Consider the following 13,651-nt stretch of genomic DNA (forward strand, 5'->3'; position numbering starts at 1 on the left):
TGGCCCCGCAGGGGCAGGTGGTATTGCACACGCCACACCCGGCGCAGACGGTCTCGATCACCCGGGCCACTGTTCGGCCATCGCGGAGTTTCTGTTCCTCGATGGCGCCGAAGGGACAGGTCTTGACACACTTGAGACATCCCACACAGGTGTTGGTATTGACCTTGGCCACCTGCGGATCAGATGCCAGCACGTCGCGGGAGAAGATGGAAAGGGCTTTGGCTGCTGCTGCGCTCCCCTGGGCGACAGATGCAGGGATATCCCTCGGACCCGCGCAGGTGCCGGCCAGAAACACGCCTGAAGTGTTTGTCTCCACCGGCCGGAGTTTGGGATGGCTTTCCAAATAGAATGCATGATCATCGTAAGAGATGCGGAGCATTTCAGCCAGGGGTACAGCTCCGACAGCTGCGGTCACCGCAGTAGCCAAAACTACCAGATCCGCCTCGATTTCCACCTGTGTGCCCAGAAGGGTGTCTGCCCCCTGCACGATCAGTTTCTTCCCTTTGGGATAGATCCTCGATACACGGCCGCGGATGTATTTGGCACCATATTCTTCCTGTGCCCGGCGGGTGAACTGATCATAGCCCCTGCCCGGGGAACGGATGTCGATATAGAAAACATAGGATTGCGAATCTGGGATATGGTCTTTGGTAAGAATGGTCTGCTTGGCAACATACATGCAGCAGAAATTGGAGCAATAGGGAAGGCCAATCGATTTATCCCGCGATCCGGCACAGGAAACAAAGACGATTGTCTTCGGTTCGGTATGATCGGAAGGCCTCACAATATGGCCCGAGGTGGGACCAGAGGCATTCAAAATACGTTCATACTGCATGCCGGAAATGACATCGGCATAGCGCCCTCCGCCATACTCGGGAAGCTTATCCATGTCGATCAAACTATAGCCGGAGGCCACGATGATGGCGCCGACCTCTTCGCTGATGATTTCATCCTGCATCTCATAGTCGATTGCCTTCACCGGACACAGCTTGGCACACACGCCGCACTTTCCCTTGGTGAACTGCCGGCAATAGGTCGGATCGATCTTGGCCTTTTTGGGAATCGCCTGCGGGAAGGGGATATTGATCGCCTTGGTCGGAGCAACGCCGAAATTGAAATGATCGTAAGCATCCTTGGAAGGGCATTTCTCCATGCACAGGCCGCAACCAGTGCATTTGCTCCAGTCCACATAAGTGGCTTTCTTTCTGATCTTGATATGGTAGTTGCCGATGTACCCCTTGACTTCCTCTACTTCGGAGTAGGCGTACAGCGTGATATTTTCGTGTTGAGCTACATCGACCATCTTCGGCCCCAGAATGCAGATGGAGCAATCGACTGTGGGGAAGGTCTTATCCAGACGCGCCATCATACCGCCAACAGAGGGACTCTTTTCTACCAGCACCACTTCCAATCCGCCGTCTGCACAGTCCAGGGCGGCCTGCATCCCCGCAACGCCCGCTCCAATTACCAGCACTCGCTTATTGACTTTGAACATGGAAGGAAACAGGGGCTTATTCCGCTTGACCTTTTCCACCGCGATTCTGACGGAATCAAGGGCTTTACCGGTGTTGAGCTCTTTGTTTTGCCCGACCCAGGAGCAGTGTTCCCGAATGTTGGCCATCTCCAGAAAATAGGGATTGAGTCCCGCCTTCTCGATGGTTCTGCGGAAGGTCAGTTCATGCATCCTCGGAGAACAGGCCGCCACCACGATCCGGTCCAGCTTTTCCTTTTTGATGGCCTCGGTGATCTCTTTTTGTCCCGGCTCGGAGCAGGTGTACATATAGGTAGTAGCATAGGCCACGCCGGGGACCTTCTTGATCTCCTCGGCCACCTTCTTCACATCGACGGTCCCGGCGATGTTGTTTCCACAGTGGCAGATGAACACACCAACTCGCGGCATCAGGACTCCTTTATTTCCTTCTGGCTCTCAGAAGCTTTTTCCTGCGCCTCTTTCTGGCGCTTTTCGAATTCTTCCACGCTCACTCTACTTTTGATTATATCATCAGTGCTCACCACGAGCTTGCCGAACCCCAGCGCTTTCGGATCCATTCCATAAGCCAGGCCCATAACCTGAGTGAAGTACAAAATGGGAACGTTAAAATCGGATTGCATCGTCCGGTTCACCTGGCTCTGGCGCAGATCGAGATTCTGCTGGCACAGCGGACAGGCCACGATGATGCAATTAGCGCCGGCATCCAGAGCCATCGTCATGACTTTATAAATGAGTTCGTTGACCATTTGTCTCTTAGCCACGCCGAAGGCTGCCCCACAGCATTCGGTCTTGAAGGCGAAATCAACCACCTCAACGCCGATGGCGCTCATGATCTTGTCCATCGCCACCGGATTCTCCGGGTCATCAAACTGAGCCACACCCGGTGGCCGGTTCAAAATGCATCCGTAGTAAGGGGCTACCTTCAGCGCCGGGAGCTTGTGGGTGACGGGCCTGGCGATCTCTTCCAGCCCGATGTCTTCGTAGATAACCTGCAGATTCGATTTGGCGGTGACGGTGCAGTTATAGGGATGATCCAGCAGCGCATTGGCGGCCTCTCTGAACTTCTGGCTCCGGCCCATATGGAGGTGCGCCGTTTTCAGAGCGGTCAGGCAGGCGGGGCAAGGGGTGGTCACGGTGTCGGCCCCCATCTTTTCCACGATGGCCAGGTTTCTGGCGGCCAGCGCGGCGGCCAAAACCTCATCGACTGTGTGGGCTGGCGTAGAGCCGCAGCAGCTCCAATCTTCAGCCTCTTTCAGGGAACAGCCCAGCTTGGCCATGACCAGCTTCAGAGAGGCGTCATATTCCTGAGCCGTGCCTTCCTGCGCGCAACCTTGATAATAGATGTATTCCCGTCCGGCCATTTACTTCGATTTCTCCGCGAACCTCTGAAATATCTTGGCAACCTCAGCCCTTCCCTTGATATTCTTGGGCAGGAAGTGGATCTTGTTGCGCAAAAAGACTTTGGGTCCCAAATCGGCATCGGCAAGGGGATGCAAGGACTTTAAGTTATAGGAAAGGAGAACGCCCATTTCAAACATGCGTCCATGCCGTTTGATTGAACCCAGGAAGGTGTCATAGAACTTCTGAATATCCTTTTCGGACACCCTGTTTTCCCGCCGCGCCATGATCCTGAGGGTGTTCATCACCTGAGCCACATCGATCTCGCAGGGACACCGGGTGGTACAGGCCTCGCAAGTAGCACAGAGCCAGACCGACTTTGAATTCAGGATCAAGTCCTTTTGCCCGGCCTGTAGCAGCCTCATGATCTGGCTGACGGGATAGTCGAAATAGTGGGTATAAGGACAGCCTGCGGTGCAATTGCCGCATTGATAGCACAGCGCCGCGTTCTGGCCGCTTTCTTCCCGAACCTGATCGATAAAGTGCCAATCCGTTTTCTGGGATAAATTGATAGGCTTCATGTTATTTTCCCCTATCACATAAACCGCTTTACGATACCATCTGCCCGGAGGCTTTGTCAATGAATTTTACCGGGTGGGGACACTCGCTTTTGGTTGACTAGGCTCACAGTCTTCTGCTAAATTTATTCAACAACAAAGGGTTAATTTATGTTCCAATCCATATTCTCTGGGCCGGGTTTGGCGTCCATTGGTGCTATTGCTTCGGTAATTTTTTCTGACCGCCTTCACAATGTACTGTCTTTTATTCTACCACTTCAGCCGCTGGCGCAGTTGTTTGATCTATCGCTCATCCCTTTTCGCCGAGGATAGATTTCGGGCACTGACAATCACTTGACATTCATGTGGAAGGTGTTAAGATATCTTCACCTCAAGATGTAGTTGAGCCTGCCTGACGATATCAGTGTCTGTCCTCGAAGTCCAACCCCTTGAATCGAGGAGGTTAAAATGGCTACACCGAAAAGCCGCCGAAGGTCAGATTCATCCTTTTCGGCCCTCAACCGAAGGGAGGGAGGTGTTCAACAAATGATACCCGATAAACGAGCGGATATTCGATACACTGCAACCAAGATGTATGTCAAGGTTGACTACGATGCGGGTTTCACCGAGGCACTGACAAACAGAGTCCCTCACTTAAGCAGACGGTGGCATAAGAACAGTGGCGAATGGGTCATTGATTTAAGCCAGCGTACGGTGGCCTTGGAAATCATTCGCAGCTTCTTCAAGACTGTGGAGGAAGACACCCCACCTCCTGCAGAACGACTGGGCACTAATACCAACCAAGTACTTTGAAGAGAACTGCGCCAAACCGCCCGGAACAGGGACGTATGTGCCGAACGTGACGGAGCCGGGGGAAGTCATTCACAGACAACCCTCTGCTTTTCGACTGTCCTGTATTTCCTCACGGTGCGTTGCTCCTCGATGGGACGATGCTTGGTAATGGTAGCTGAAAACCATGGAACCTCTCATCGACGATCTCGGCCTAGCCGACGATATCAGAGTTCCGCAATATATGTTTACCTCATAGCAGTATCTCTGAATCCCCCTTCAAATGTGTACTCAACAATTCTGCCTTGGTTTCAGCCTGTCTAACCATGGTGCCGGATATCAAAGAGAGTGGCCCAGCGCTATGCTCACGTAGAAAAGCAAGGGTGTTTTCAAATCCATCCCCTTTGCGACTGACGTGCTACACTCACACAGTGTTATAATCTTGAGTGAGGAGGAACTGAAGATTATGGAATATAAAGTCATAATGGAAGGACCCTTGGAAAAGTTGGAAGCAAAGGTCCGTCAGGCAATTGCAGAGGGATGGAAACCTCAAGGCGGCATTGCCGTGTCAATGACATCGCTTGGCATGTTACGCTTTGCTCAGGCAATGGTCAAATAGTATCTTGAACGAAAATGATGGCTGGACGCAGGAGACACAAGGAGGTCCGATGAGCGAGTTGGAAGATTACGCTGGGCCATTTAGCCCGGACGTGAAGTATGAAGATTTTTCCAGAGATATGCTTCTTGAGCTGCTCTCTTTGCAGTCTGATTATATGCAGAAGGCAGATGGGCTCTGGTACGTCACTGTCAAAAACAGGGTGGGCGACGACGTGGCCTTTGAGAGCGACATGTGGGTGTGGGAAAGAGCGCACGTCTGGGAACTTGAACAGACCACCAAGCTGTTCAAGATAGGGGGGCATGATGTTGCCGCCCTGTTTAAAGCGCTGCAAGTCAGTCCATGGCTCAGAGCGTTGAAGGCCCAGTACGACCTCAAGAACAGCAATTACGGCATATGGACTGTTCTTCATTGTCCCACCCTGATAGGCCTGGAAAAAGAGGGTGAAGGCAGAGAAAAGCGAATATGCCAGAAATGGGACCGAAAATGCAAACAATTACTTGCGGACTTCTTCGACCCGCGAATAAAAGCAACTGCCCTCAAGCTTCCTCCCCGTAAGAGTAAAGACGACATCTGCTGTCAATGGGAATTCAAGCTGAAGGAGGCTTGACAAGGCTGCGAATCGGTCTCTTTTGGGTGCCAAGACTCACGCCATCAGGTTGTCTTCAGGCCTGTTTAGACAGCCTGACCTTGGGTTATACAGCTGCCGCTCTTAACTTGAGAGATGAACGATTTGCTGCAACCGCTCAACTCTGCGAGTTCTCTGACACTGGTTTTCGAGAGCAAAGTTAAGCAAATTACGCTCGGGCTTTTTCCAGTTGCTTAACTTTTGCCTTTTTGCGAGGCTTTCTTGAGGATGAAAAAGACGCTGTCTTTAGCTTCTATTTTGGGATGGTGGGCCTGAGGGTACGATAGGCAGAACTTTTTCCATCACCTTTGCGTTGAGGATGGATACTGTCAAGCAACAAGCGATCACAAAAGGAAATTTGGGCCTGACTCAATCCACCCTCGATCTCTTTCCCAAGCCGACGGATTTCATTGGGTGAATGTCCTTCCAAGCATCAATGAAAGAGGATGCCTTTTCAGACATCCTCTTCTGTTTCCCTCTAACTGGCCCAAGCCCCACTCCGGCTCTAATTACCCGGAGCAACCTTCCGGAAGACTGTCCGGTATGAGTCCGCCTGAGCTTTTCCCGCCTGCTCAAGCCTGGGATCAATGCTTGGATGGTCATTACGGGCTTGGCTCAGCTTCTGCTCGGCCTTGCCTCATCAACAGGGCTTGCTGAATCTTAAGCCACACCCCGTACCACTTTTGAACCCTCATAGAAGGTTCTCTCAGAAAATCAGGGAGGAATGGTACCGAGTGCTATCAATGACCCGTGTTCAATCAGGTCTTTCACCTCATGGCGCGGCCTTCGCTGAGTGATCCGCACCACATGGTGACTTTCAGCCTATGCTACTGAGGCAAACTTCCTATTCTGTTCGTAGACCTACTGGAATAGAATAGTGACACCTTAGACCGAACAGAGGGATGAGGCAGTGGAACAAGGCCCATGAGAAAGGGAATACGTAATCTTTTGATCGTGCTGATCGTGTTGATGGCAACGGCTTCCGTTGTGATCAGTGTGGTCGGTCCCAAAAACGGGTTCGGGGGAGGGATGACCATTACGTTGCGGGAGACTGCGCCCCCCGCAGATACGCCGCTATTCGTGATTGAGAGCTCTCCTAATGCCCGATATCTGAGGAGTGCTCTGGGAATAACATACGACGGAACGAATTGGCAACTGGATAAGGTTGCCTGTCAGTTCCAGAATATCAATAGGTCCTCCGATGATAACAACGGACTTCCTCTCTGCACTTCTTCTCTTTCCCATAGCTATCGCGATTTCAACCGGGATGTGCTGAACGACGCTTCAACCCTGGTTGATGTCCGCTGTCAACAATTGCCAGACACTATCTCAGAGAGAGTGAAAGAGCTCTCTCGACGCATTACGGAGAGTATGCCAAGCCCGTTTGAGAAGGCCAAGGCAATAGAGGAGTTTCTTCAAGCCAAATATGAGTACAAACTGGATTATCAACCGGCACCTTCGGACTGGGAGCCGAACGACTGGTTTTTGTTTGAATCCAGAGAGGGCATCTGCGGCAATTTCAATTCTGCCTTTGTGATCCTTTCCCGGGCATCCGGCATACCTGCCAGACTGGCTGCGGGCTATTACATCCAGCCGGGCCAAGGAGAGCGACAGGTTGTCTACGCCAATCAAGCGCATGCCTGGGCGGAGGTGGGATTTCAGGGGATAGGCTGGCTAGCCTTTGATGCGGCCCGTCAATGAGGGCAGAAATCAATCGGATGTTGCTGAGGCAAAATCTGGAGCTCTTCTTGAGTTGTCCCCAATTGAGGCAGGACTTGGCGTCGATTAAGGTTGTCGTGTATATATCGAACGTGACTGGTCTTACGATTTGTATCACCCAGCAAAAGCCGCCTCCGTCTGCTGAATGGGAGTGACTCACTGAGCCTCCTACGCGGCCAGAAATGTCGAACTCCACGACCAAGACCAGTCTCATCGCCCCGTGAGTCTATCCAGCTGATTTCTGGCTTGACCGAAATCACCAAGAGAAGAAACCGGAACCCTACCCGGACGGACGGAATTTCGATCTCAAAACCCCGATTTCTGGGTTGGGTTAGCCTGGGTTTTTCACGCTAGGTTGCTGGGTTACTTCGCCCGGGTTTCATTGGACATGCTTCGATGACCTTTCAGGTCACGACCAAGGAAATCATCGAGAGATACTACGATTGGAAGAAAAAAACTCATCATCTCATGATACTGAGGTTGTCGATGAGGACGAAGAGGACGTTGACGGCGGCGATGTGGATGATGAGGAGTAGATTTCTTCAATTTCAACCCCGAGGGATGGGGCTGTTCTAACCCTGAGCGCAGGTGATCGTGCTGACGGTCTACAGTTTTTTCGCCTAGATGTGATAAAGTGTGATTGGTAATTACTTCTGATTCTGGGTGATTTTGAATCTCGGCGGCATAATATGAATAGGCTGAGGGCCTGCCCGGCAAGTCATTGGAGGGCCCGACCGCCAGAGCGTCATTTTTTGGGGGCGGACAAGCATCCGAGAGTCGATAATCGTCACCACCGGCATTGGAATAAATGAAGAAACCAATGGAAACCCTCGAAGAAAAGCTATCCCGTGTCACCAAGGAGGAGGTAGCCATCGTCGCCTACGATCCTACCTGGCCAGAGGTCTTTCAGCGGGAGAGACAGCATTTGTTGTCCTGCCTTCCCCTTGATCTGGTCAAACGAATTGAGCACTTTGGGAGCACTGCTGTGCCTGGCCTCCCAGCCAAACCCATCATAGACATTCTGGTCGAGGTGACAAGCCTCGATGAAACCAGGAAGAGGATCGCCCCCATATTGGTGGGTCAGGGATATGACTACTTCTGGCGGCCATCGTGGGGCGATGATACTCCTCCCTTCTATGCTTGGTTCATCAAGCGTGACAAATACGGGAACAGAACGCATCACATCCACATGGTTGAAGCTGACTTTGAACACTGGGACAGACTCCTTTTTCGAGATTACCTCATTGAGAAACAAGATATTACGAGGGCTTACGGCGAGCTGAAAATGAAACTCTCTGATGCATACCATCATGATCGCGTTGCCTACACACAAGCCAAGGCTGACTTCATAAGGGATGTTACGGAACAAGCTAAGCGATACTATGAAAAAGCCCGATGATAGGACATGGAACACCTGATCGCAAGGGTGGTCCTTATTGTTGAAGGAGATACAGTATGGGTAAACAGGTTAAAGAGGCGATCATTGTTCTGGGTAGCCCTCGCAAAAACGGGAATTGCGCCACGCTGGCGGAACGAGCTGCTGCTGGCGTGCGTGCTTGTGGTGCCAAGGCGGAGATCGTCTATTTGCATGGACTGACTATGGAGCCATGTAACGCCTGTGACGCCTGTCAGACAGCAACCGAAGCAGATTGCATCATTGATGATGAGTTGACTGCCCTACTGCCTCGATTGCGCCAGGCCGATTCGCTTCTTATTGCCAGCCCGGTGTATTGGTTCACTTTCACAGCGCAGACCAAGCTCTTCATTGATCGAGCATTCTATTCGTTAAACGGGCCGGAGGGCCATGCACTAAAAGGGAAACCGCTTGGGTTGATTATGAGCTATGGTGATACTGACCCCTTCACTTCAGGGGCCGTCAATGCGCTGCGTGCTTTTCAGGATATTTGCCGCTTCATCGAGGCACCGGTGGCTGGCTTGGTTTATGGGAGTGCGAGTGGTGTGGGTGATATTCAAAAGCAGCCGGATATGCTGCAACAGGCTTATCAATTGGGGCAGAAACTTGGCGCCGGTTAAGGTTGTCGCGTATGTATCAAACATGACTGGTCTGATGATTTGTATCACCCAGAGAAAGCCGCTTCTGCCTCCTGAATGGTAGTCACTCGCTGAGACCTCCTGCGACCAAGATCGGAGATCCACGAGTAACAGCGGTGGCAGCATGCACTATGGGTTTACTCTGGCTTTTCTGGCTTGGTTGAGGTCACTCGGCGAACAACCCTGCATCTAACCCGCACCAAGGGAATTTCGATCTCAAAATTCTGGCTTTCTGGGTATTTCAAGCCGGGTGGAGTCCTGGCTACTTGGCTCGGTACTTTGCCAGGTTTCATTGGACATTCAGGGATGATCTTCCAGGTCTGATGAGGTTGACCCAGACCCGAGTCGAGGAAATGAAACATTCGATTCTGGAACTGTAGATGAAGAATCTCACTCAGAGTTCGTCAGAGGAAGTTCAAGGTCTGATTTCTGGGATACATCGGTGAGTTGTCCATTTGCTCAGCATTGGGCATTCCGGGCACTATTGAAACTGTCTTCTGACTCTACCCGCCAAAAGATACTGATTCGGTGCTTCATGGGAGTTTTGAGATTGAGGAAAGGTGACGGCCCGATCAGGATGAGTCGCGATGGCTATTATACATAGGCTTATTATAGTTGACCGAATCTTGTTAGAAAACGCGAAAAAGCCGTAATAAGTCCATCTTCGCTGACGACGGCGTATGATTCCGTCTGATCAGCCAGGATTGTCGGAGGATCTATCTGAGCCCCGACTTGTGGAGCTCTGTATCATGGCCATCCCCAAAAGGCTAGGCTGACTTTGTCTGCTATGTGTTTTGATCTCTCGCTTTCAAGCATTAGTCGAAAGAGCATGTTGACTATTTACGGTTCACCGCCACATCGGCGGAAGCATCAACAGAAACTCAAGGCTACGGGGATACTTCTTTCCTCCTCTCTGACCCCATGTCGATCCGCACCAATGAGACTTTCTATACGATCGTCTCGTTTCGAGGGGGCAACTGCCTGAGGCTGGACACCTTGATCAGAGGTTCCTTAGACGAATGGGCGTACTTGAAGTGTTTCGTCCCGTCGCCGCTAACCATCTGCATCTCAGGGGCAGATCATCTTTTGGGTACTCTCTAGTAAATAACTCTTTCCTCTACCAAACTCACGATTTCCGATTTACTGAGCCCCAGGAGTTCCCCGAACACGTAATCATTGTGCTCACCCAGAAGCGGCCCATGGCGGGTGATCCGGGCCGGGGTTCTGGATAGCCTCCAGGGCGGTGCGGCAACCGTTTGCTTGCCAACGAGCGGGTGGTCAATCTCGATCCAATAATTGCGCTCCCGAAGGTGCGGGTTGTGGTATAGATCCTCGCTGTTAAAGGAGGGAACAGCTGCCACTCCTGCCCTCTGTAGCATTTCCATGGCTTCGAAGTGAGTATGTTTCAGAGTCCAGATGCTGACTAGTTTGTCCAGTTCCTTCTGATTCTGCCAGCGACTGAGTGCATCGGCATACCTCGAATCGTGAGTCCATTCAGGATGTCCTACAACTTTGCAGAATGCCCCCCATTCTTCGTCAGTCGCTACGGCAATGCTTATCCACTTATCATCGCCTTTGCAGCGATAACAGTTGTGAGGCGCCATATATTCATCCTGATTTCCCTTCCGGAACTGTATTCTGCCATTCATGGTGTAATCCATCAACACATCGCCGATGAGCACACTGATGGCCTCAGTACAGGAAAGATCAATATGTTGGCCTTCTCCGGTTTGTTGCTTGTGAACAAGAGCCGCAAGGATAGCAAAAGCCCCGGTTGTTCCGCTCAGCAAGTCCATTTCGCCAAGCAGTATTGCCGGTGAATGATCGGCATATCCGGTGATATACGATAGCCCACTGAGCGCACCAAACGCCGGGGCGTATCCAATGTAGTTTCGCTGCGGCCCTGTCATCCCCAGGGCCGACAAGGAAAGCATGATGATATTGGGGTTGATTTCCCGCAAGGCCTCATATCCCAACCCCAGCCTGTCCATCACTCCAGGACGCATATTCTGAGCTACCACATCGCTTATTTTGATCAACTCCTTGGCCAGTTCGACACCCTTTGGATGTCCCAAATTAAGGGTTATCCCAAGCTTGTTCATGTTCAAATCGCCAAAAACCAGTGATCGATCTATCTCACCAAACACCGTCCCGGTTGTCAGCGAAAGTATCCTCGAATGATCAATCCGAGTATGACTTTCGACCTTTATTACCTCGGCTCCCATCCTGGCAAGAAGTCCAACCGCTTGAGGACCGGCCCATGCAAACCCGAAATCAGCGATTCTTACTCCTTCAAGCGGATACTTAACCGTCCTCTTTTTCCCTTTTCTCCTCACCTCGCCCAACCTCTGCTCCGTGCGGGTCTCCCGCCAACAGCCAATCAATCCATTATGCTGCCCAAGCAAAGGGGCTGACCTTTCGATAGTCCAAGGAGTCTTTGAAAATCTGTAAGGTGCTCCGGCAAGTGTGATCTTTTGACCTGTGGTATGCTCCACTTCAACAAAGAATCCCCTCGCTTTGTACTGCTCGGAGTTCGCAACGTCCTCTGCCGACATTACCGGGGTGATGGGGCAATTCGCTTCCTGCCCGGCGCGATACAACTCTTCCTTGGTTTGATTCTTGACCCATTCCGCTATGTGAGGCCCTATCTCCGTTTGAAAACGCATCATGCGCTCGCGGCTATCGTCGTATAGCTTGTTTTGAGACCACTCCGGGTTACCCATGATCTGAACGATAGCGCGCCAATGATGTATTTCATGGAGTGAAACGACAACGTGGCCGTTCGTGCAAGGCACGAGTATGCTCATCCCACTCATATTCTGCATTCTACTGGCGCTCACTCTGTCGTTCGGATATTGAACTGCCCACATCCTGGCCATGTCAAGCATCGCTTCCTGCTTGGATACGTCAACGTGCTGGCCCAAGCCTGTTATTCTCCGGGCATGTAGGGCAGCTAATGTTCCCGTGGCAGCCGTTAACCCACAGATATGCTCTCCCGACATGCCACCAAGTTTGAGAGGTTCCCTATCGGGATAAGGTGATCCATAAGGAGTTAGGTAAGCTAACTGCGCGCTGTGGGCGGTGTTCAGGGGGTAAGCCTTGTATTCGGCATAGGGGCCCGTTTGTCCAAAGGGAGTAATCGAGGTCATAACCAGCCGGGGATTGATAGCCTCCAGGATGCCAAAATTGAGTCCAAACTCTCTCATCATCTGAAGAGGCTTATCTTCAATGAGGATATCTGCATCCGCGATCAAGTCCTTGAGCATGTCGATTCCTGTTGCGGATTTCAGGTTCAGGGTGATTCCCAGTTTATTGGTGTTGAGATAAAGGAAAAGAGCGCTATACTCCGGATCAGGAACATCATGAAGGAATGGGCCTCTTCTTCTCGCCTCGTCGCCGATCTCAGGCTCTTCGATCTTGATGACTTCGGCTCCCAGATCCGCGAGCAGCTTGCCACAGTACGGCCCGGCAACAAACTGGGCATATTCCAATACCCTTACTCCAGCTAGCGCTTTTTTACTCATAGTTTTGATGTGCGGTTCAACTGAGGATCGCCCGCAAAAGATGGAGGGACTGAGCACCGTACATCCTTGCGGATTTAAAGATAAACCGCTACTAACTCCCACGTTCGTTTTCACCTATGCGTGGTCTTTCAGACCACCTCAATCTTATCGCATTCCATGTCCACTTCGTAGCCGGATATTAGACCCAAACACTGTTTCTTGGCCGCACGCCACACTAGGGAAGCAGCATCCCCGCGCTATCGGTGAACTTGAGTAAGAGATGGGGGTAAATTCCAAGGACAAACACGCCGAGGGTAGACATCGCCAGCGTGATCCTTAATGCGCTCGAAGAAGGCACTTTTTCTTCTGATTTTGCCCCTCCCAGGAACATCACCTTGATCACCTTGAAGTAGTAGAAGGCGGCAATCACCGAGTTGACCACGCCTAAGATCACCAGCCATAGCATACTGGCGTCTATCGCGGCTTTGAACACCACCAGCTTTCCGATGAAACCGGCTGTAGGCGGCATTCCGGTGAGAGAGATCAGACAGACTCCGAGGACCAGCGCCAGCATTGGGGATCGCTTGATCAAGCCGGAGAAGTCGCCAATTTCATCGCTATTGATCTTGTTGCTGACGGCAATGACGGCAATAAAGGCCCCCAGATTGGCCAGCGCGTAAACAGCCAGGTAAAACAGGATTCCGCTCTGCCCTTCTCCATAAGGCGTCAACGATACACTATCGTTTGAAGAGTAGGCCGCGGCCAATCCTACCATAAGGTATCCGGCTTGAGCCACGCCTGAATAGGCCAGCAGCCGCTTGATGTTCGTCTGATGGAGGGCGATCACGTTTCCGATGGTCATGGTGATAGCGGCCAAAACGGCGAAGAGCACGCTCCAATCGTCACGCAGCCACTCGGGCGATCCGAAGGCGGTGAAGAAAATGCGCATGATCACAG

General features: G+C 51.7%; 11 protein-coding genes. 6 read left to right on the top strand and 5 right to left on the bottom strand.

Features of this window, described 5'->3' with window-relative positions:
* The 3 genes from PHV74_07130 to PHV74_07140 all read right to left on the bottom strand — a co-directional run.
* The coding region (locus tag PHV74_07130) for a CoB--CoM heterodisulfide reductase iron-sulfur subunit A family protein (protein MDD5094134.1) at positions 1-1,900 on the bottom strand (1,900 nt) is incomplete at its 3' end.
* A complete protein-coding gene (locus tag PHV74_07135; GenBank protein MDD5094135.1) occupies positions 1,900-2,853 on the bottom strand; it encodes a CoB--CoM heterodisulfide reductase iron-sulfur subunit B family protein in 954 nt (317 codons plus the stop codon). The genes PHV74_07130 and PHV74_07135, both read right to left, overlap by 1 nt.
* Complete coding sequence (locus PHV74_07140; protein MDD5094136.1) at positions 2,854-3,411, bottom strand: 4Fe-4S dicluster domain-containing protein; 558 nt, start codon at positions 3,409-3,411, stop codon at positions 2,854-2,856. It lies immediately after the preceding gene.
* Positions 3,412-3,855: 444 nt separating this feature from the next.
* Between PHV74_07140 and PHV74_07145 the strand changes: the two genes are divergently transcribed.
* From PHV74_07145 to PHV74_07170, 6 genes are all read left to right on the top strand, one after another.
* Positions 3,856-4,200, top strand: a complete 345-nt coding sequence (locus PHV74_07145; protein MDD5094137.1) for a hypothetical protein — start codon at positions 3,856-3,858, stop codon at positions 4,198-4,200.
* 442 nt (positions 4,201-4,642) lie between these two features.
* On the top strand, positions 4,643-4,795 hold the full coding sequence (locus PHV74_07150; protein ID MDD5094138.1) for a DUF1737 domain-containing protein: 153 nt from the start codon (positions 4,643-4,645) through the stop codon (positions 4,793-4,795).
* Between the two features lie 49 nt (positions 4,796-4,844).
* On the top strand, positions 4,845-5,402 hold the full coding sequence (locus tag PHV74_07155; GenBank protein MDD5094139.1) for a DUF6125 family protein: 558 nt from the start codon (positions 4,845-4,847) through the stop codon (positions 5,400-5,402).
* A gap of 942 nt (positions 5,403-6,344) precedes the next feature.
* On the top strand, positions 6,345-7,121 hold the full coding sequence (locus tag PHV74_07160) for a transglutaminase-like domain-containing protein (GenBank protein ID MDD5094140.1): 777 nt from the start codon (positions 6,345-6,347) through the stop codon (positions 7,119-7,121).
* 826 nt (positions 7,122-7,947) lie between these two features.
* Positions 7,948-8,538 (top strand): GrpB family protein, encoded by a 591-nt coding sequence (locus PHV74_07165; GenBank protein MDD5094141.1) that lies wholly within the window; start codon positions 7,948-7,950, stop codon positions 8,536-8,538.
* A gap of 56 nt (positions 8,539-8,594) precedes the next feature.
* Positions 8,595-9,173, top strand: a complete 579-nt coding sequence (locus PHV74_07170; GenBank protein MDD5094142.1) for a flavodoxin family protein — start codon at positions 8,595-8,597, stop codon at positions 9,171-9,173.
* A 1,115-nt stretch (positions 9,174-10,288) separates the two neighbouring features.
* Here the strand turns inward: PHV74_07170 and PHV74_07175 are convergent.
* Together PHV74_07175 and PHV74_07180 are read right to left on the bottom strand one after the other, a co-directional pair.
* Complete coding sequence (locus tag PHV74_07175) at positions 10,289-12,715, bottom strand: CoA transferase (protein MDD5094143.1); 2,427 nt, start codon at positions 12,713-12,715, stop codon at positions 10,289-10,291.
* A gap of 214 nt (positions 12,716-12,929) precedes the next feature.
* Positions 12,930-13,651, bottom strand: a 722-nt coding sequence (locus PHV74_07180; protein ID MDD5094144.1) for a proton-conducting transporter membrane subunit, incomplete at its 5' end; no start/stop codon positions are given.

It is taken from the genome of Dehalococcoidia bacterium (genome assembly GCA_028711995.1).
Classification (GTDB): domain Bacteria; phylum Chloroflexota; class Dehalococcoidia; order SZUA-161; family SpSt-899; genus JAQTRE01.